14 protein-coding genes are annotated in these 20,612 nt (G+C 72.1%); 4 read left to right on the top strand and 10 right to left on the bottom strand.

Annotated features, from left to right (window positions below):
• Positions 1–5: 5 nt before the first annotated feature.
• Both M8J74_RS23130 and M8J74_RS23125 read right to left on the bottom strand, forming a co-directional pair.
• Entirely contained in the window at positions 6–1,010 is a 1,005-nt protein-coding gene (locus M8J74_RS23130) for a DNA polymerase Y family protein (protein WP_249838279.1), read from the bottom strand.
• Complete coding sequence (locus M8J74_RS23125; protein WP_249838278.1) at positions 1,007–4,522, bottom strand: DNA polymerase III subunit alpha; 3,516 nt, start codon at positions 4,520–4,522, stop codon at positions 1,007–1,009. Before M8J74_RS23125 ends, M8J74_RS23130 begins: the two co-directional genes overlap by 4 nt.
• A gap of 152 nt (positions 4,523–4,674) precedes the next feature.
• Here M8J74_RS23125 and M8J74_RS23120 point away from each other — a divergent pair, with 152 nt between their 5' ends.
• Positions 4,675–5,742 carry an ABC-2 transporter permease gene (locus M8J74_RS23120; RefSeq protein ID WP_249838277.1) on the top strand — a complete coding sequence of 356 codons (1,068 nt, stop codon included), beginning with the start codon at positions 4,675–4,677 and terminating at the stop codon, positions 5,740–5,742.
• On the opposite strand, the gene adhE is transcribed toward M8J74_RS23120, so the two are convergent.
• From adhE to M8J74_RS23090, 6 genes are all read right to left on the bottom strand, one after another.
• Positions 5,730–8,324 (bottom strand): bifunctional acetaldehyde-CoA/alcohol dehydrogenase, encoded by a 2,595-nt coding sequence (adhE, locus tag M8J74_RS23115; protein WP_283948490.1) that lies wholly within the window; start codon positions 8,322–8,324, stop codon positions 5,730–5,732. The two genes, M8J74_RS23120 and adhE, sit on opposite strands and share 13 nt — an antisense overlap.
• Positions 8,325–8,534: 210 nt before the next feature.
• Positions 8,535–9,614, bottom strand: coding sequence for a S1 family peptidase (locus M8J74_RS23110; protein ID WP_249838275.1), 1,080 nt, complete (start codon positions 9,612–9,614; stop codon positions 8,535–8,537).
• Positions 9,615–9,847: 233 nt separating this feature from the next.
• On the bottom strand, positions 9,848–10,783 hold the full coding sequence (locus tag M8J74_RS23105) for a slipin family protein (protein ID WP_249838274.1): 936 nt from the start codon (positions 10,781–10,783) through the stop codon (positions 9,848–9,850).
• A 117-nt stretch (positions 10,784–10,900) separates the two neighbouring features.
• Entirely contained in the window at positions 10,901–11,803 is a 903-nt protein-coding gene (locus M8J74_RS23100) for a S1 family peptidase (RefSeq protein ID WP_249838273.1), read from the bottom strand.
• 520 nt (positions 11,804–12,323) lie between these two features.
• A complete protein-coding gene (locus M8J74_RS23095; protein WP_249838272.1) occupies positions 12,324–12,947 on the bottom strand; it encodes a GTP-binding protein in 624 nt (207 codons plus the stop codon).
• A gap of 105 nt (positions 12,948–13,052) precedes the next feature.
• Entirely contained in the window at positions 13,053–14,222 is a 1,170-nt protein-coding gene (locus M8J74_RS23090) for a DUF5685 family protein (protein WP_249838271.1), read from the bottom strand.
• Between the two features lie 300 nt (positions 14,223–14,522).
• On the opposite strand from M8J74_RS23090, the gene M8J74_RS23085 reads away from it, so the two are divergent.
• Complete coding sequence (locus M8J74_RS23085) at positions 14,523–14,963, top strand: cell division protein SepF (RefSeq protein ID WP_058926225.1); 441 nt, start codon at positions 14,523–14,525, stop codon at positions 14,961–14,963.
• Between the two features lie 37 nt (positions 14,964–15,000).
• Here the strand turns inward: M8J74_RS23085 and M8J74_RS23080 are convergent, their stop codons facing one another.
• Together M8J74_RS23080 and M8J74_RS23075 are read right to left on the bottom strand one after the other, a co-directional pair.
• Positions 15,001–16,191, bottom strand: a complete 1,191-nt coding sequence (locus M8J74_RS23080) for an acyl-CoA dehydrogenase family protein (RefSeq protein ID WP_249838270.1) — start codon at positions 16,189–16,191, stop codon at positions 15,001–15,003.
• 94 nt (positions 16,192–16,285) lie between these two features.
• Positions 16,286–17,893, bottom strand: coding sequence for an MFS transporter (locus M8J74_RS23075; protein WP_249838269.1), 1,608 nt, complete (start codon positions 17,891–17,893; stop codon positions 16,286–16,288).
• A 262-nt stretch (positions 17,894–18,155) separates the two neighbouring features.
• On the opposite strand from M8J74_RS23075, the gene M8J74_RS23070 reads away from it, so the two are divergent.
• Both M8J74_RS23070 and M8J74_RS23065 read left to right on the top strand, forming a co-directional pair.
• Positions 18,156–19,460 carry a glycosyltransferase family 39 protein gene (locus M8J74_RS23070; protein ID WP_249838268.1) on the top strand — a complete coding sequence of 435 codons (1,305 nt, stop codon included), beginning with the start codon at positions 18,156–18,158 and terminating at the stop codon, positions 19,458–19,460.
• Between the two features lie 237 nt (positions 19,461–19,697).
• On the top strand, positions 19,698–20,612 hold a 915-nt coding region (locus M8J74_RS23065; protein ID WP_249838267.1), incomplete at its 3' end, for a phosphatase PAP2 family protein.

The following is a 20,612-nucleotide window of genomic DNA, read 5'->3' as shown; positions in this document are numbered from 1 at the left end:
GGGTGTCACGCCGCCAGCGCCCCCGGGATCACCGCCCCCGGCCCGAACTTCGCCCGCACCCGGTCCGCGGCCTCCTCGACCCGGCGGACCTTCTCGTCCACGGGGTCGAAGGTGAGCTGGTGGGAGGCCTGTTCGGCCGGGGCGAGGGACTCGGCGCGCAGGACGAGGGCGCGCACGCGAGCGCGTTGCAGACCGAGCGCCTCGTACATGCCGTACGCCGTCCTCGTCAGGGCGGCCGAGTGCGCGGTCGGCTCGCGCAGGGTGCGCGTGCGGGTCGTCGCGGTGCGGTCGGCGTAGCGCACGGTGAGAGTCAGGGTGCCGCAGACCTTGTCGAGGGCGCGGAGCCGGGCGCCCAGTTCCTCGGCGGCCGACAGCAGGGCGCGGCGATGGCGGTCGGGGTCCAACTCGTCGAGGGGGAAGGGGCGTTCGGTGGCCAGGATGGGGGTCCCCCCGCTCGAGCGAAGCCGAGAGTGGGGGAGGGAGACGCCGTTCGGCACGACCCGGCCGCGGTCGACGCCGCTCGCCTTCTCGTGCAGTTCGCGGCCCGACCGCGCGCCGATCAGGCGCTGGAGCGTGGAGAGGGGCGCGGCCGCCACCCGGCCGAGGGTGTCGAGGCCGTACTCGCACAGGGTGCGGCTCGTCGCCGTGCCGACCCCGGGCAGCGCGGCCACGGGCCGGTCGGCGAGGAACTCCGCCACGGCGTCCTCGGGCACCGCGCACGTCACTCCGGGCCGCGCGTCGCGCAGGGCCACGCGGGCCAGCATCGGCCCCGGTCCGGCGCCGATCACGCAGTCGACGCCGTGCAGGGCGAGGGCGCGGACCCGGATCACCGAGGCCAGCTCGACCGCGCTGCGCCCGAAGTACCGTTCGGCGCCCCGCAGATCGGCCAGCGCCCCGTCCGGGGGCAGCGCCTCGACCACCGGGGTGAACTCCTCCAGCAGGCCGAGCAGCCCCGGCAGGGCCGCCTCGGACTCCGGCGGCAGCTGGAAACGTACACACAGAACGGTCATCCCGCACTCCCCGGACTCTGGTGCCACAACTTCCTTCCCACCGCGGGCCCTTCGCCCGCGGGGCGCAGATCCGCCCAGGGGTGCATCTCGTACCCCGTGGGCATGCGGATCCTCCGGTCCTCCATCGGGTCGCGGGCCGCGGAGCCCGCGGGCGCCGGCCGCCCGTCCGAACCGGCGAGCCGGGCCGGCGACGAACCGCCGCCGTCCGCCGGGGCGGAGGCGTCCTGGGCGGGCGGCTCCGCGAGCCGGGCCGCGACGCCGTCGAGTCCTTCCTCCGCGCGCACCTCCAGGAGTTCGGCGAGGTTCCAGGCTGCGGCGCCCACCACGCTCAGGCTGCGCGGCCCGCGCCGCTGCACGACCCCGCGCACCAGCAGCAGCCAGGAGTGGAAGACGGTGTGCGCGCAGGTGTCGTGGGAGTCGTCGAAGAAGGCGAGGTCGACCAGGCCCGTGCCGTCGTCCAGGGTGGAGAAGATGACCCGCTTGCCGGACCGGATCGGCGGCGTCTGGGTGGCCGCCTTCGCGCCCGCGACCAGCACCGTCTCCCCGTGCCGGGCCTCCCGCAGCCGGCGCGCCGAGACCACGCCCAGCTCGTCGAGGAACGTGCGGTGGTCGTCCATCAGGTTGCGCGAGGCGTCCATCGACAGCACCCCCAGTTCGGCACTCAGCTTCTCCGCCTCCGACAGGTCCGGCAGTCCGGCCGGAGCGGTCTTGCGCCCGCCCGCCAGCGGGAGTTGGCCGCCGCCCCCGCCCCGGGCACCCCGGTGCAGTTCGGTCAGGTGCAGTTGCAGATCGCGGCGGTTGGCGCCGAACGCGTCCAGGGCGCCGACCTGGGCGAGCCGCCCGGCCAGCGGCCGGCTCGGCCGGGCCCGCTCCCAGAAGTCCAGCAGGGAGGCGTACGGCTGCCCCTGGGCGATCCGCTCGGCCTCGGCCTCGCTGATGCCGTGCACGTCGGAGAGCGCCAGCCGCAGACCCCACAACCCTTCGGATTCAGACACTAGTTCGATGCGGTGGGCGACCGCCGACTTGTTCACGTCCAGTGGCAGCACCGGCACCCCGCGCCGTCGCGCGTCCGCCAGCAGCAGCCGCTTCGGGTACATCCCGGGGTCATGGGTGAGCAGGCCCGCGTAGAAGGCCGCCGGATGATGCGCCTTCAGCCAGGCGGACTGGTACGTCGGGACGGCGAAGGCGACCGCGTGCGCCTTGCAGAAGCCGTACGAACCGAAGGCCTCGACGATCCCCCAGGTGCGCTGAATCGTTTCTGCGTCGTATCCGTTCGCCGCCGCGTGCTGGGCGAACCACACCTTGATCCGCCCCTGCGACTCCGGGTCGGACAGCCCGCGCCGGATCCGGTCCGCCTCGCCGCGCCCGCAGCCGGTCATGACGGCGACGATGTCGATGATCTGCTCGTGGAAGACGACGACCCCGTACGTCCCCTTCAGCGGTTCCGTCAGATCCCGGTGCGGGTAATGGACGGGCGCCCGCCCGTGCCGCGCCTCGATGAACGGCCGCACCATGTCGGCGGCGACCGGACCGGGCCGGAAGAGGGAGATGTCGACGACGAGGTCGTGGAAGGTGGCCGGCTGCAGCCGCCCCACCAGGTCCCGCTGCCCCGGCGACTCGATCTGGAAGCAGCCCAGCGTCTCGGTGGACCGGATGAGCCGGTACGTCTCCGGGTCGCCCGGCGGCAGGGCGTCCAGGTCGATCCGCTCCCCCGTCGCCCGCTCCACCTCGGCGACCGCGTGCGCCATCGCCGACTGCATCCGCACGCCCAGGACGTCGAGCTTGAGCAGGCCGAGGTCCTCCACGTCGTCCTTGTCGAACTGCGACATGGGCAGCCCCTCGCCGCTGGTCGGCACGACCGGCGTACGGCCGAGCAGGGACGCGTCGGACAGCAGCACCCCGCACGGGTGCATGGCGACCCCACGCGGGAGGGCGTCGAGGGCCTCGACCAGCTCCCAGAGCCGGCCGTACCTCTCCTGCTCCCCCGCCAGCGCCCGCAGTTCGGGCAGTTCCGCCAGCGCCGCGCGGGCGTCGCGCGCCCGGATGTGCGGGAAGGACTTGGCGACCCGGTCGATCTCGGCGGGGTCCATGGACAGGGCCGCGCCCACGTCCCGGACGGCGTGGCGGACGCGGTAGGTCTCCGGCATCGCGACGGTGGCGACCCGCTCCTCGCCGAACCGGCCGATGATCGCGCGGTAGACCTCCAGCCGGCGGGCGGACTCCACGTCGATGTCGATGTCGGGCAGCACGACCCGCTCCTTGGACAGGAAGCGCTCCATCAGCAGTCCGTGCTCGATCGGATCGGCGTTGGCGATGCCGAGGAGGTGGTTGACCAGGGAGCCGGCCCCGGAGCCGCGCGCGGCGACGCGGATGCCCATGTCCCGTACGTCGTCCACGACCTGAGCGACCGTCAGGAAGTAGGAGGCGAAGCCGTGGTGGGCGATGATGTCCAGCTCGTGGTGCATCCGCTCCCAGTACGCGCGCTTCCCCGCGTGACCGCGCAGCACCATCCCGGCCGCCGCCCGGGAGGCCAGCGCCCGCTGGGCGGTGCGGCGGCCCGCGCCGACCAGGTGCGGCTCGGGGAAGTGCACGGAGCCCATGCCGAGGTCGTCCTCGGGGTCCACCAGGCACTCGGCGGCCGTGGCCCGGGTCTGCTCCAGCAGCCGGTGGGCGGTCTCGCGCCGGAAGCCCGCGGCCTCGACGACGCGCTCGGCGACCCGGGCCATGTCGTCGCTGCCCTTGAGCCAGGCCGCACCGGAGTCCAGTTCCCCCGCGGGGTCGATCGGGACGAGGCGGCGGGCCGCGTCCAGGACGTCGGCGACCGGGCCGAGGCCGGGGTCGGCGTAACGGACGGCGTTGCTGAGCACGGGCCGGACCCCCTGCTCGGCGGCGAAGCCGACGGTACGGGCGGCCAGGCGCAGGGAGCCGGGTCCGGTGCCCGTGCGGCCGTGCCAGACGGCCTCCAGGCGCAGGGCGTCGCCGTAGACCTCCCGCCAGGGGGCGAGGAGCCTGGCGGCACGGTCGGGGCGGCCGGCGGCCAGGGCGCGGCCGACGTCGGAGGCGGGGCCGAGCAGGACGGTCAGACCGTCGGCGTGGTTGGCGTCCCAGGACAGCAGGGGCAGGGCCTCGGCGGTGTGGGCGGCGGTGATCAGACGGCACAGGTCGGCCCAGCCGCGGGCGCCGTCGCGGGCCAGGAAGGTGACGCGGGGCGTGGACTCGTCGATGAAGGCGCCGCCGCGTACGGGGGTGCGGCGCCTGTCCCGTCGTACCGGATCGTCCTCCCGGACCCGGGCGGGCGGCTCCACCGCCAGTTCCGCGCCGAACAGCGGGCGGACGCCCGCCTTAGCGCAGGCCTTGGCGAAGCGGACGGTGCCGGCGACGGTGTCGCGGTCGGTGAGGGCGAGGGCGTCCATGCCCCGCTCGGCGGCGCGCTCGGCCAGCCGCTCCGGGTGGGAGGCGCCGTAGCGCAGGGAGAACCCGGAGACGGTGTGCAAATGCGTGAAACCCGGCACACGCACCTCCCGCACTCGCGAGCCCCGAACGGCTCTCGAACATCAGTTCCCGACGACACTCCCCACCATACCCCCATTCTCGAACACTTGTACGGCATCCGTTCGGGCGTGTCCCACCTGCGAAAACGTCCGGCAGCCTCGACGTTGGGGGCATGACGCAGACCACCGGTGCCGGCGCTCCCCCCGCTCCCCGTCCGTCCTTCCTCGCCGAGGTGAAGGACGCCGTCACCCCGCGGGCCACCGTCCTGGTCATCGGTGTGATCGCCCTCCAGCTGCTGTTCATCGCCTCCTACGTGGGCGCGCTGCACGATCCGAAGCCCCGGGACGTGCCCTTCGGGGTCGTCGCGCCCCCGGCCGCGGCCGGGCAGGCGGTGGCCCGGCTGGAGAGGCTGCCGGGCTCGCCGCTGGACCCGCGCGCGGTGGCCGACGAGGCGACGGCCCGGAAGAAGATCATGAACCGGGACCTCGACGGGGCGCTGATCGTGAACCCGGCCCGGACGACCGACACGCTCCTGGTCGCCTCCGGCGGCGGCACGGTCCTCGCGACCACCCTGCAGAGGTATCTCACCGTCCTGGAGGCCTCCCAGCAGCGGACGGTGCGGACGGTGGACGTGGCGCCGGCCTCGCGCCAGGACTTCGACGGGCTCACGTCCTTCTACCTGGTGGTGGGCTGGTGCGTGGGCGGCTATCTGTGCGCCTCGATCCTGGCGATCAGCACGGGCGCCCGGCCCGCCAACGCGAGCCGGGCGGCGATCCGGCTGGCGGTGATGGTGCTGGTGTCGGTCGTCGGAGGGCTCGGCGGCGCGGTGATCGTGGGACCGATCCTCGGCGCGCTGCCGGGCAGCGTGGCGGCCCTGTGGGGGCTGGGCGCGCTGGTGACCTTCGCGGTGGGGGCGGCGACGCTCGCGCTGCAGGGGGTCTTCGGGATCGTCGGCATCGGTCTGGCGATCCTGCTCGTGGTGATCGCGGGCAACCCGAGCGCGGGCGGCGCCTTCCCGCTGCCGATGCTGCCGCCGTTCTGGAAGGCCATCGGCCCGGCGCTGCCGCCGGGCGCGGGCACCTGGGTGGCCCGGTCCATCGCCTACTTCGACGGCAACGACACGACCGCCGCCCTGCTGGTGCTGTCGGCATGGGCGGCGGCCGGGATCGTGATCACGCTGGTGGCGGCGGTGCTGCGGACGAGGCGCCGGGGCGGGCCCCGGCCGGCTCAGACGCCGTAGTACGCCCTGCGCATCAGCTCCCGCATGTCGTCGATCATCGGCATCCGCGGGTTGGCGGGCGCGCACTGGTCGGCGTAGGCGTTCAGGGCCTGCTGCGGGATGGCGGCGAGGAAGGCCTCCTCGTCGACCCCCTCCTCCTGGAAGGAGGCCGGGATGCCGCAGCGCTCGCGCAGGTCCTCGACCGCCCGCGCGTAGGACTCCACGCCCTCCTCCGGGGTCGCGGCGGGCAGGCCCAGCATGCGGGCGATGTCCTGGTAGCGCTCGGGCGCGCGGTAGGTCTCGGCCTTCGGCCACGGGGTGGCCTTGTGCGTCACCTTGCCGTTGTGCCGGATGACGTGCGGCAGCAGCAGCGCGTTGGTCCGGCCGTGGGCGACGTGGAAGGTGTTGCCCAGGGTGTGCGCCATGGCGTGGACCATGCCGAGGAAGGAGTTGGCGAAGGCCATGCCGGCGATGGTCGAGGCGTTGTGCATCCGCTCCCTGGCCTTGGGCGCCCGGGCGCCGTCCTTCACACAGGCCTCCAGGTTCTCGAAGATCAGCTTGATGGCCTGCAGGCACTGGCCGTCGGTGAAGTCCGAGGCGTAGACCGAGACGTACGCCTCCGTCGCGTGGGTCAGCGCGTCGAAACCGGAGTCGGCGGTGACCGTCGGCGGCAGGTTCATCGCCAGGACCGGGTCGACGATCGCCACGTGCGGGGTGAGGGCGTAGTCGGCCAGCGGGTACTTCTGGGCGGCCGCGGGATCGGAGATGACCGCGAACGGGGTGACCTCGGAACCGGTGCCCGAGGTGGTGGGGATGGCGATCAGCTTGGCCTTGTCGCCGAGTTGCGGGAAGCGGTAGGCGCGCTTGCGGATGTCGAAGAACTTCTCCTTGGTGTCCGCGAACTCCACCTCGGGCCGCTCGTACATCAGCCACATGACCTTCGCCGCGTCCATCGGCGAGCCGCCGCCGAGCGCGATGATGGTGTCCGGCCGGAACTCCCGCATCTCGGCCGCGCCCGCCCGTACGGTGGCCAGCTCCGGGTTGGGCTCGACGTTGTCGATGTACTGCAGCAGCACCGGCTCCTCACGGGAGTTGAGGATCTCGGTGACGCGGCGGACGAAGCCGATCCGCTCCATGGTGCGGTCGGTGACGATCGTGACGCGGTGCACGTCGGGCATGGCCTTCAGATAGCGCAGGGCGCCCTTCTCGAAGTAGATCTTCGGCGGCACCTTGTACCACTGCATGTTGTTGTTGCGCCGTCCGATCCGCTTGATGTTGAGCAGGTTGACCGCGGAGACGTTGTTGGACACCGAGTTGTGCCCGTACGAGCCGCAGCCGAGGGTGAGCGAGGGCAGGAAGGCGTTGTAGACGTCGCCGATGCCGCCGAGGCTGGTCGGCGCGTTGACGATGACGCGGATCGCCTTGACCCGCTTGCCGAACTCCTCGGCCAGTTCCTCGTCCTCGGTGTGGATGGCGGCGGAGTGCCCGAGTCCGTCGAACTCGACCATCCGCATGGCCAGCCGGATGCCGTGCTCGATGTCCTCGGCCTTCAGCGCGGCGAGCACCGGGGACAGCTTCTCCCTGGTCAGCGGCTCGCGTTCGCCGACCTCCCCGCACTCGGCGACCAGGATCGATGTGCCCTCGGGCACGGCGAACCCGGCCTGCTCGGCGATCCAGGAGGCGGACTTGCCGACCGCCGCCGAATTCAGTTTGGCGGTGGCGCAGTTGGTGCCGTGGGCCGCGACGCCGAAGAGGAACTCCTCCAGCTTCTCCTTCTCCGCGGCGGTGACGACATGGGCGCCGAGCCGCTTCATCTCGGCGACACCCGCCTCGTACACCTGCGCGTCCAGGACGATCGCCTGCTCGGAGGCGCAGATCATGCCGTTGTCGAAGGCCTTGGACAGGACGATGTCGTGGATCGCCCGGGAGAGGTCGGCGTCGGGGGCGACGTAGGCGGGCACGTTGCCGGCGCCGACGCCGAGGGCGGGCTTGCCGCACGAGTAGGCGGCCCGGACCATCGAGTTGCCGCCGGTGGCGAGGATGGTGGAGACGCCGTCGTGGTTCATCAGCAGCCGCGTCGCCTCCATCGACGGCTCCTCGATCCACTGCACGCAGCCCTCCGGCGCACCGGCCGCGATCGCCGCGTCCCGCACGATGCGGGCGGCCTCGCGCGAGCACTTCTGGGCGCCCGGGTGAAAGGCGAAGACGATCGGGTTCCGGGTCTTGAGGGCGATGAGCGCCTTGAAGACGGTGGTGGAGGTCGGGTTGGTGACCGGCGTCATCGCGCACACGACACCGACCGGCTCGGCGATCTCGGTGACCCCGGTGAGCTCGTCGCGGTGGACGACGCCCACCGTACGCAGACCGCGCATCGAGTGGGTGACGTGCTCGCAGGCGAAGATGTTCTTGACCGCCTTGTCCTCGAACAGCCCGCGCCCGGTCTCCTCGACCGCCGCCCTCGCCAGGTCCCCGTGCGCGGCGAGCGCCGCGAGGGACGCCTTCGTGACGATGTGGTCGACCTGCTCCTGGTCGTACGACTCGAACCGGCCCAGCGCGTCCAGGGCGCTCTCCACCAGTTCGTTCACGCGGTCCACGACCTGCATGTCAGCTCCTTCGTCCCAAGCCTTCTCCGTCGCCTCCATTCGATATCGGCGGCGATCGATCATCGATCCGAGAACGGCCCCAATTCAGGGAAGAAGGTCCCTGCGGAGATGCCGGAAGGTCCCAGGAGGCGGCCGAGACGGAGCGAGGCCCCGGGACAGGGCGAGGCCCCACCCCTCGCGCACGGGGTGGGGCCTCGCCGACGGCCGCGCTCAGCCGATCTGCGTCCCGGTGGCCGACAGGGCCTCGGTGACCGGCTGGAAGAAGGTCTCGCCGCCCGAGGTGCAGTCGCCGCTGCCTCCGGACGTCAGCCCGATCGCCGCGTCGCCGTCGAACAGCGAGCCGCCGCTGTCGCCGGGCTCGGCGCACACGTCGGTCTGGATGAGCCCGCTGACCGTGCCCTCGGAGTAGTTCACGGTGGCGTTCAGGCCGGTGACCGTGCCGGTGTGGACCTGGGTGGTGGAGCCGCTGCGCGTCACCTTCTCGCCGACCGTGGCCTCGGCGGCGTGCGTGATGGCCTGCGTGGAACCGTCGTAGAGGTCGACCGCGCTCGGGTGGTCCACGTCGGCGGTGTACTTGACCAGTCCGAAGTCGTTGCCCGGGAACTGCGAGTCGGCGTTCGTGCCGATCTGGTTCCCGTCGGCGTCCGACCAGCTGGAGATCGCGTCCGTGCAGTGTCCGGCGGTGAGGAAGTACGGCTCGCCGCCCTTGGTCACGTTGAAGCCGAGCGAGCAGCGCCCGCCCGAGCCGGTGATGGCGTCACCGCCGGCCACGAAGGGCTTGAACTCCCCCTGGGAGCGCTTGAGTTCCGCCTTGCCGCCGAGTCCGTCGACGACCTTGGACAGCTTGGCCCAGGCGGCGCCCGACACCGTCCTGTCGGCGGTCACGACGACCTTGTTGCCGACCGGGTCGGTCGACCAGGACGTGCCGGGAATCGTGGCGTCCTTCGTCAGCGTCGTCCGGGCGGCGTCGAGTTGGGCGAGGGAGTGCTCGACGACTCTGGCCCTGGCGCCGGCCGCCTCGACCGTCCTCGCGGCCTCACGGTCGAGCACGTTCACGACGAGGCTCTTGGCCTTCGCGTCGTAGTACGTTCCCGCGGCCGCCGTGCCGAGGTCCTCGCCGAGCGTCGATGCGAGCTTTCCGGCCGCGGCGAGCGACAGGGTCCGCGGGGCGGAACTCTCCGTGGACTCGCTGGCGTTCGCAGTCTGGAAGGTGACTCCCGCGGCCACCAGCGCGGCGATGCCCGCTCCGGCCACGGCCGCACGCCGCCTGGATATGCGTCGGTGCTTCAACTCACGTCCTCCTGTGGGGGGTCGGCCCGGCAGAGGTTGTGGGGACCCCGGCGGGCCGGAAGGCGCTGAACGGCGTTCACTATTCCGAGGCCGGCGGGGAGCACACAAGGGCGTGTTCAGGACGCGCGGAGAACGCGCTTCGCACGCCCCTGCCTCTTTGACGGTTCACGGTCAGCCCGGAACTTCGCAGCGCAAACACGACGAGCGAATGACGCGTGTGCGCTCCGTGAGGTCTAGCCCTGTCCTGAAATCGCCCCTTGGGAGTCCGGTTCCATCCGGGGCCCGGCGGGCGGGAGTTGCTCCTGCACCGGTTGCGGCGCCGGCCGCGGCGGCTGCGCGGGAGGTGTCGGTACGGCCTGCTGCGCGGGAGGTGTCGGTACGGCCTGCTGCACGGGAGGTGTCGGCACGGCCTGCTGTGCCTTCTCCAGGAACCGCAGCAGTTCCACCGGGAAGGGCAGGACGAGTGTGGAGTTCTTCTCCGCCGCCACCGCCACCACGGTCTGCAGCAGCCGCAGTTGCAGCGCGGCCGGCTGCTCGGACATCTCCTTGGCGGCCTCGGCGAGCTTCTTCGACGCCTGCAGCTCCGCGTCCGCGTTGATGACCCGGGCGCGCCGCTCGCGGTCGGCCTCGGCCTGCCGGGCCATGGAGCGCTTCATCGTCTCCGGCAGGGACACGTCCTTGATCTCGACGCGGTCGATGGTGACGCCCCATTCGACGGCCGGGCTGTCGATCATCAGCTCCAGGCCCTGGTTGAGCTTCTCGCGGTTGGAGAGCAGGTCGTCCAGCTCGCTCTTGCCGATGATGGACCTCAGTGAGGTCTGCGCCATCTGCGAGACCGCGAACCGGTAGTCCTCGACCCGGACGACCGCCTCGGCCGGCCCGGTCACCTTGAAGTAGACGACGGCGTCCACCCGCACCGTGACGTTGTCCCGGGTGATGCCCTCCTGCGCGGGCACCGGCATCGTCACGACCTGCATGTTGACCTTCTGCAACCGGTCCACGAACGGCACGATCATCGTGAACCCGGGCCCCCGCACCTCCGGCCTGAGCCGCCCGAGCCGGAAGACCACACCCCGTTCGTACTGCTTGACGACCCGCGCCGCCGCCATCACGTACACCGCTCCGGCGGACGCGAGGGTCACTCCCGCCGCCACCAGCTCCTCGACCATGCCGGCCCCCCAGGGGACTGAGCTGAGCCCTACCCGTCACTCGACGGTAACTCCGCGCCCGGACAAAGGGGGAGCCCCCGCACGCCGTTCGCGTGCGGGGGCAACTGAAGGGGGACGTCAGCCGATGCTCACGCCGTAGTAGCTCAGTGCCTCGGTGACCGGCTGGAAGAAGGTGGTGCCGCCGGAGGTGCAGTTGCCGCTGCCGCCGGAGGTCAGACCGTAGGCCACGGTGCCCGCGTACAGCGGGCCGCCGCTGTCGCCGCCCTCGGCGCAGACCGTGGTCTGGATGAGGCCGGAGACGATGTCGCCGCTGCCGTAGTTGACGGTGGCGTTCAGCGCGGTGACCCGGCCGCTGTGCGTGCCGGTGGTGGAGCCGCGGCGGTACACGGTCGTGCCAACGCTCGGCGTGGCCGCGCTGGTGATGGTCTGGCTGCCGACCGTGCTCGGGTGCGAGACGGAGGTGTTGGTGTAGCGCACCAGGGCGAAGTCGTTGCCCGGGAAGCTGTAGCTCACGTTGCTGCCCAGCACCGTGGTGTGGCCGGAGTTGGAGTACCAGGTGGAGGCGACCTCGCCGCAGTGGCCGGCGGTCAGGAAGTAGTAGGTGCTCCCGCTGTGCACGTTGAAGCCCAGGGAGCAGCGGTACTGGCCGCCGTAGATGGCGTCGCCGCCGGAGATCAGGGGCTTGAACTGCCCGGCCGAGCGCTTGATGGTGAGGGCGCCGGCGTTGCCGCCCGCCTCACGCTTGATCTTGGCGATCTCCGCCTTGGAGACCGTGCTGTCGACGGTGACGACGACGCGGTTGGTCGTGCTGTCGACGGCCCAGGCGGTACCCGGGACGTCTGCCTTGAGCACCGAGCCGCTCACACCCTTCAGGGCGGAGGCGCTGAAGGTGGTGGGGGTCTCGGACGCGTTCGCGCTGGGGACCGCGAACGCTGCGGCGGCCACGAGGCCGGTGGTGACGGCGATCAGCCGGGTCCGTCTCGAAATGCCGCTGCGGGGAGTGGTGCGCTTGATCCTCACGTTCGTTCCTCCCAAGGGGAAGTCGGGGGGCCCGCGTGGGGTCGGGGCCCCGTGAGGCGCAGCCGGGGACCGTCGTCCGGATTGCGGACACACATGCCCCTGACAAGCGCTTGCCGGGAGTATTCGGCCGAACGACCGGTAGCCGCAAGGGCGCCTTTCGGCCGTCGAACGGTGATCGAGCCATGCGTTTTGGCCAGGCACGCCCTGGTTCAGACCAGGTTGCGCAGCCCTGTCTCCATCGCCGCGTCCGGCATACCGGAAAGAGCAGGTGGGGTGCTCCGAGGGGCAGTTGGGCGGGGTGGCGGCCGGCCGTCACGAGTCCCTCGGCAGCGAGCCGGGACCACGCGGGCGCGTACGGCGTCAACTCCCCCCGGCCCAGGTGGAGTCGGGGACTCCGGCGGACGCCGGACGCCGTTCCGCCCGTCGACCGCCGGCGGCCCGCCGACGCCGTGGCCTGTCAGCCCCGCGGGGATGTCCGGAAGTCGCCCGTCCGAATCCGCTTTCCGGTCGCCCCCGCATCTCACCCCGCCGTAACGGCGTGTGCCTCGCCCTGCGTGGCCGGGCCTCCCCCGGTCGGCGCGGCCCGTAATCCGGCGACCTCGTCCATCAGCGCGCCCAGCACATTGCGCACCGAAGCGCGTTCGCGGGCGTCGCACTCCAGGACCGGCACCTCGACGCGCAGGCCCAGCGCCTCCCGTACGGCCTCCGGGTCGCACCGCTCGACGCCGTCGAAGCGGTTCACCGCCAGCACGAAGGGCGTGCCGTGCGTCCCGAAGTAGTCGACCGCCGGGAAGCACTCCTCGATCCGGCGGGGGTCGGCGAGGACGACGGTGCCGAGCGCGCCCTCCACCAGGTCGTCCCACAGGAAGGAGAACCGGCCCTGTCCGGGCGTGCCGAACAGATACAGCGCGATGGTCGGATCGAGGGTGATGCGGCCGAAGTCCAGGGCGACGGTCGTGGTGGTCTTGGACTCGACCCCGTCCAGCGAGTCGACGCCCACCGACACCTGGGTGATCGCCGCCTCCGAGTCGACCGTCCCGACCTCCGAGATCGCCCCGATGAACGTGGTCTTGCCGACTCCGAGCCCCCCGCTGACCACGATCTTCACGGCAAGCGGCACGGCCCTGTCACAGCGCCCGGGCATGATCCCTGATCCTCCATGTGCCGCCGTTCGAACGTCAGCGTCGCCCCGTCCCCGACGAGTTGTACGTCCGGGGGCGCGCCGGCGTTCACCGTGGCGGCCGGGGACTCAGCAGTCGCAGCCGCAGTCGCAGCAATCGCACCCGTCGCAGCAGTCACAGTCGCAGCAGTTGCAGCAGTCACAACAGTCGCTGCAGTCACCGCAGTCGGAGCCGCTGCACAAGCCGTCCTTGCGCTCGCGGCTCCACGGATCCTCGTACTGACCGCAGCACAGCTGGCACGTGCAGGCCAGTCCCGCCCACACCGCGCACCCGGCGAGCAGCCCGCGCCGGTCGCGCCGCGGCGGGCCGGGCGGCGGACCGCCCGGATGACCGGGCGGCGCGTACGGCCCGGCGAGCGTGGGCGCCGCGCCGTGTGCGCAGGAGGCCGTCCCGAAGGCCCGGTCGACGGAGGTGCGCAGTTCGTGCACCAGCAGCCGGTGCGCCAGCCGGCCGTCGGTGAACTCCGCCTCCCGCAGGGCGAGCCGTATCCCGTGCAGGGCGTCGTCGGCCAGCCGCCGGGCCTCGGTGAGCGGGGTCCCCGTAGCGGTGAGCGGGTTCCAGGCACCTGACGCGGCGTCGGCTTCGCGGTCCTCCACGGCGTCCAGCAGGTGCGCGAGCCGGCCGAAGAGCCGCCCGGCCTCGGCGAGGGGTACGGCGTTCCCCGGGCGCCCGGCCAGCATCGCCGTGTGCGCGAAGGCGGCCGCGGTCGCCGTCTCGGTCGGCTCGGTGACCGTCAGGACCGGCGTTCCGGGCCCGGCGAGGGCCTCGATGCCCGCCTGCCGGTCCACCGCCGCGGTCAGCACCGCCGTGTCGAAGCCGACGCCGGAACCGCTGCGGGTCCCCGCGGCATCCCAGCCGGCGGCGACCCGGCGCGCGGCGAACGCCACCGGCCCGCGCGCCAGCAGTCCGTCACCGTCGGCGACATGGTCGCGCACCTTGGCCGAGGCGAGCACCAGCGAGACGGCGGCCGCGAGCCGCGCGCCCTCACCCTGTGCGACGGAAGCGGTGCGCATCCCGCGCAACGGACAGGGCCCTGCCGTGCGCCGCAGGTCGCCCGCCGGCTCGGCCTGAGCCTCCGTCAGAACCGATATGAGCAGCCCGTCGTAGTTCGTCACGAACCGCGCGAACTGCCCGTGGTCCTTGCGCAGCGCGAGGCACAGCCCGCACAAATGCGCTGTCCACTGGGTTTTGAGGCTCTCCCCGAGCCGATGAAGACAGGGTCTGACGATTCCGAACACGACGTTCCCCCCGTGGCGCGTGTGCCATCAGAAATGCGGTGAGCTGCCGCATCGTATCGGCCGCTCGTTCACCCGTACGCACCGCTCATCACCCGTACGCCGCGAAGAATCATATTTCACTCACAGTCAGCAGCCGTTTACCGCAGGACCCTTGGGGCACCCGGGCTCTCGACGTATTCGCTGTGCACCAGTACCGTCACAAACCCCCCGCGCGGCGTCTATCCACTTGGCGCGGCATCCGCATCATGGATGACGATAGGGATGCGGAAGCAAGAAAGACCGCTGTGAGAGGAGGCGTCCATGGGATCGGTACGCAAGGCGAGCGCCTGGCTGGGCCTCGTCGACGACAACGATGACGAGCGTTACTACGACGACGACTACTCCGAGGGGACCGAGCAGCCCGGGGATGCCTGGGTCACCGACCCGCGGGTCAAGGTGGCCTCGGACGTGGCCGAGGAGACGGGCCGCCGCATCGGCACGGTGACCCCGGACAGCTTCCGGGACGCGCGCGCCATCGGCGAGCTGTTCCGCGAGGGTGTGCCGGTCATCGTGAACCTCACGGCCATGGAGCCCGCCGACGCCAAGCGCGTCGTCGACTTCGCGGCCGGCCTGACCTTCGGCCTGCGCGGCACCATCGAGCGGGTCGCGACCCGTGTGTTCCTGCTGACCCCCGCCAACACCGAGATCGTCAGCGGTGAACCGGCCGCGCGCCGGGAGGACGGGTTCTTCAACCAGAGCTGAGGCAGGGCCGCTCACCGGCCCTGCCCCCGCGCAGGGTTCACCGGAAGGCGTCGAGCCCGGTGAGCGCCTTGCCCAGCACGAGCTGGTGCATCTCGACGGTGCCCTCGTACGTCAGCACCGACTCCAGGTTGGTGGCGTGCCGCATGACGGGGTATTCGAGGGAGATCCCGTTGGCCCCGAGGATCGTCCGGGCCGTCCGGCAGATCTCGATGGCCTCCCGTACGTTGTTGAGCTTGCCGAAGCTGACCTGCTCGGGACGCAGGCGGCCGGCGTCCATGCGCCGCCCCAGATGGTGGGCGAGCAGAATCCCCTTGTGCAGTTCGACGGCCATGTCGGCGAGTTTGGCCTGGGTGAGCTGGAAGCCGCCGATGGGCCGGCCGAACTGTTCGCGCGACTTCGCGTAGTCGACGGCGGTCTCGAAACAGGACCGGGCGGCGCCCATCGCCCCCCACACGATGCCGTAGCGCGCGTGGGACAGGCAGCTCAGCGGTCCCTTGAGCCCCACGACCTCCGGCAGCACGGCGTCGGCGGGCAACCGTACGTCGTCGAGCACGAGTTCACTGGTCACGCTGGCCCGCAGGGACCACTTGTGCTTGATCTCCGGCGCGGAGAACCCTGGGCTGTCCGTGGGCACCACGAACCCGCGGACGCCCTCCTCGGTCTGCGCCCACACCACGGCGACCCCGGCGACGGAGCCGTTGGTGATCCACATCTTGCGTCCGTCGAGCACCCAGTCGGAGCCGTCGCGCTTGGCGTAGGTCCGCATGGAGGCGGGGTCGGAGCCGTGGTCGGGCTCGGTCAGGCCGAAGCATCCGATGACGTCGCCGGCGGCCATCCGCGGCAGCCACGTCTGCTTCTGCTCCTCGCTGCCGAAGCGGTGGATCGCGTACATGGCCAGGGAACCCTGCACGGAGACGAGGGACCGGATCCCGGAGTCGGCGGCCTCCAGCTCCAGACAGGCGAGCCCGTACTGCACGGCGCTCGCGCCCGCGCAGCCGTACCCGTCGAGCGACATCCCGAGGGCTCCGATGCGGCCGAGCTCCTTGGCGAGCTCACGGATGACCGGCAGCTCGCCCTTCTCGTACCAGTCGGCGACATGCGGCAGCACCCGGTCCGTGGCCCAGGCCCGCACGGTGTCCCGTACGGCCAGGTCCTCCGGTTCCAGCAGGTCGTCGATGCCGAGGGGATCGGCGGGATCGAACGGGGGCAACTTCGAGGACGCGGACATCAGAACACCCTCCGGCACGCGAAAAACTAGCAGCGCTAGTTACGACTCTGGGGCCGACGTTACGACGCAGTGTCCCGCACGTCCAGTGACCCTCCTAGACGGAGACGCGGGACTCGGCGACCTCCCGGGGGGCGGGCAGCTCCACCGGCGCCGGGGGTTCCGCGCACTGCATGGTCCGCGGCAGCCGCAGGGCCATCAGCGCGCCGAGCAGCAGCAGGCCCGCGCTGACCAGCAGGGTCACGTGCAGTCCGTGCACGAAGGAGTCCATGGCGGCCCGGCGCAGGGCCACACCGACCGGCCCGCCCAGCCGTGCGGCGACGTCGTACGCCTCGCCCAGCGAGTGCGCCGCCGACGCGGACGCCGACGCTGGCACACCGGGGACGGACGACAGTCCGGGCGCGTAGGCGGCGTTCATGACACTGCCGAGGAGGGCGATGCCGATTCCGGCGCCGAGCTGGTACGACGTCTCGCCGATCGCCGCCGCGCCACCGGCCTGCGCCGGTGGAGCCTCGCTGAGCATCGACTCGTAGGCGCCGAAGAGCGTGGTCTCCAGGCCGAAGCCCAGCAGGACGAACCCGAACACCAGCAGCCCCGCGTTGTCCGTGGCGCCCATCACCGTCAGCAGCAGCACCGCGCCGGCCGTCAAGGCGAACCCGAAGGACACCATGCGGCGCGGCCCGAAGCGGCGCAGCATACGGGCGCCCGCGAGCCCCGCCGCCATCGCGGCGAAGGTCAGCGGCAGCAGCCGCAGGCCGGTCTGGAGCGGGGACAGCCCGAGCACGAGCTGCAGGTACTGGGCCGCGATCAGTTCGAGGCCCACCAGCGCGAGCATCGCCAGCACGATGCAGCCCACCGAGGTGCTGAACGCCGGCCGGGCGAACATCCCGAGGTCCACCAGCGGATGCGCGCGCCGGCGCTGACGCCGTACGAACAGGACCAGCAGCACCGCGCCCACCGCGAGCGGGACCAGGGTGAAGACGCTGAGCGGCGGCTCCCCGCCGCCCAGGCGCTTCACGCCCAGCACCACACCGAACAGGCCGGCCGCCGCCATCAGGGCGCCGACGACGTCCCAGGGGCCGTCGGCCGCGCCCCGCGACTCGGGCAGGAGCAGCCGTCCGATCGGCAGGCTGACCAGCATCAGCGGGATGTTGACGAGGAAGACCGAGCCCCACCAGAAGTGCTCCAGCAGGAAGCCGCCCAGCAGCGGCCCCACGGCGGCGCCGACGGCGGCGACGGCGCTCCAGATCCCGATGGCGAGGGCCCGCTCGCGCCGGTCCGGGAAGACCTGACGCAGGATCGACAGCGTGGCGGGCATGATCATCGCGCCGCCGACGCCGAGCAGCGCGCGGGCGAGGATCAGGACCTGCGGGTCGTGGGCCAGGGCCGCCACGCCGGAGGCGAGGCCGAAGAGGGCGTAGCCGAGGAGCAGGATCCGTCTGCGGCCGACCCGGTCGCCGAGCGTGCCGAAGAGGATCAGCAGCGAGGCGCAGACGAGGGGGTAGACGTCGACGATCCAGAGCAGTTCTATCGCGCCGGGCCTGAGGTCCTCGGTGACGGCGGGGACCGCCACGTGCAGCACGGTCGCGTCGAGCGCGACCAGCAGCAGGCTCATGCAGAGGACGACGAGGACGACCCAGCGGTTGGCACCGGCCCCGGCCGCCCGACGGCGCAGCGCGACGGCGGCCGTGGTCGTCCCGGACATGTACGTACCTCCCAGATGCTTCCTCGCGTTCGGCGGGCACATGGGGTGGGGACTCCCCATGATCTCGGCCGGAGAGGAGCGGCTGTCTCCGGCCCGCGCAAACGAAGGCGAGTGACTCGTCAGCGTACGCGAGTTCGCGCCACGTTCACGTGGCGGACCTCTCAGACGCGCGAGGAACTCGTGTGGCGTACACCACTCCCCCGCGTGGGCGATCACGTGCCGTCCGGCCTGCGGGTTCCGGCGGCCGTCGATAATCGAGCCCGTGACCGACCTTGTGACGCGCGTTGCGCCGCCCCGTGCGCCGGCCCTGCGCCGTGCGGCCCCCGCCCTGCTGGGCTACGTGGCCGTGCGCGCCCTGGGCCTGCTGGTGCTGGCGGTGTGGACCGCGGCCCGCGGCAAAAGCGCGTACACGCTGCTGACGGCCCGCTGGGACGCGCTGTGGTACACGAGGGTGGCCGAGCTGGGTTACGGCTACGAGGTACGGCTGCCGAACGGCGACGTCCACTCCAACCTGGCCTTCTTCCCGCTGCTGCCCTGGCTGGAGCGGCTGCTGCACGCGCTCACGCCGCTGTCGTACGCGAGCGCGGGTTTCTGTGTGAGTCTCGTCGCCTCGCTCGCGGCGGCCTGGGGGATCTTCGCGGTCGCGGAGCGGGTGTACGACCGCCGGGCGGGGGTGTGCGCCGTACTGCTGTGGGCCGTGCTGCCCGTCGGGATCGTGCAGTCCATGGCGTACAGCGAGTCGCTGTTCACCGCGCTGGCCGCCTGGGCGCTGTACGCGGTGCTGACCGGCCGCTGGCCCGCGGCCGGGGCGCTGGCGGCGCTGGCGGGCCTGACCCGGCCGGTGGGGATCGCGGTGGTCGCGGCCGTGTGGGCGGCCGGGGTCGTCTCTTTCGTGCACAGGCGAAGCTCGCCGGACACGCGCGGCGCCCGTGCGGGCGGACGCGCCCCCTCGCCGCTCCAGGACGCCCGCGTGGAGCGCGTCGGGTCGCCCGACGGCGCACCGGACACGCCCCGCGCCCCCGCGGTCGCCCCTGCCACCCCTGTCGCCCCTGTCGCCTCTGCCGCCTCTGCCGCCTCTGCCGTCCTGGGGATGGTGCTGGCGCCGCTGGGCGCCGCCGGTTACGTCCTCTGGGTGGGCCACCGCACCGGCAAGGGTCCGCTCGGCTATCTCGACGTCCAGGCGGGCTGGCGCAACGGCTTCGACGGCGGCGCCGCCTTCGCCCGCTTCGTCGCCGACAGGTTCCAGACGGTTCCCGGGGCCTTCGCGGGCGCGGCGATCATCACCGGGGTCGCACTGGTGCTCTGGCTGTACGCCGTCTGTGTGAGGCAGCGCCAGCCGCTCCCGCTGCTGGTGTACGCCGGTGCCGTCACCGCGCTCGCCCTGTGCGCGTCGAGCTACTTCGGCTCGAAGCCGCGTCTGCTGCTGCCCGCGTTCCCGCTGCTGCTGCCGCTCGCCCTGGCGCTCGCCCGCTCGCGTACGTCCAGGGCGGTGCTGGTGGTGGCCGGTGCCGCCGCCCTGTCGGCCGGTTACGGAGCGTTCTGGCTGAACGGCACCGGGCCACCATGATCGGCCGGCGGACCCGGTGAGCACCGGGGCACATCCGCCCCAGCATTCGGTGAACGAATTCAAAAGCGCAACAAAACTGCTTCGCGGAATGATCAAAGGAATTGAAGGGGGCGACCCGCCGACATTGCGGATTCCTCGGAATTCAGGTCCCTCCTGAGAGGAATCCCACATCACATCGTCATCACAAAGACGCGGTATCGAGGGAGAAGCGACCTCACTCGCTGTAACGTCGATTGGGTGCGTACCGAACGAAAGCTCACCCGTCTGGACCGGGTGTTCGCCAGACTCGACAGGGAGCCGGAGCGACCGGCGCACCTAGACGTGCCCAGGATGAGCCGGCACCGGGTGGCGCTGCTCACCGGCACCCTGGCGTTCTACCTGGCGATCGTGTGGGCCGTGGTGACCACCTCGTGGCTGGTCCGGCTGGACTGGCAGGTCATGTTCTTCCGCCCGTACCAGCAGTGGTCGGGTATCCACTGGTTCGTCGACTACTACGTCGTTCTGGGCCAGCGCGGACCGACCGCGGTGATGGTGGCCGCCTGGCTGGGCTGGCGCTCCTGGCGGCAGCACACGCTGCGCCCGCTGCTGACGCTGGGCGTCGCGCTGCTGCTGCTGAACATCACGGTCGGCGCCGCCAAGTACGGCATGGGCCGTCTCGGACCGCACTACGCCACCGTCATCGGCTCGAACGAGATGGGTCTGGGCGGCGATATATTCCCCAGCGGCCACACCGCCAACGCCGTCGTGACCTGGGGCATCCTGGCCTATCTGGCCTCCACCCCCAGAGCCCGCCGCTGGCTGTCGGCGCTGTCCGCGGTGACCTCGCTGGGCGTGGGCATGGCCACCGTCTACCTCGGTACGCACTGGCTGAGCGACGTCCTGCTGGGCTGGGCCGCCGGTCTGCTGATCCTGCTCGCCCTGCCCTGGTGCGAGCCGCTGATCGCCCTGGCCGAGGCCCGCATCCTCGATCTGCGGGACCGCCGCCGCGCCCGTGGCCGCGTCCCGGCGCCCGCACCGGCACCCGTCGGGTCACCGGTGCCGCTCAACCCGCGTACGCGCGCCCAGGAGGAGGCCGCGGCGCGCGAGCCGGCGGCCCGTTCCCCACGGGCGGCGCCCGCGTATCTGGCGCCCGGCCCGCACACGGCCCGCTCG

It is taken from the genome of Streptomyces panaciradicis (genome assembly GCF_023516615.1).
GTDB classification, from domain to species: domain Bacteria; phylum Actinomycetota; class Actinomycetes; order Streptomycetales; family Streptomycetaceae; genus Streptomyces; species Streptomyces panaciradicis.
This window is presented reverse-complemented; position numbering and strand designations above follow the sequence as displayed.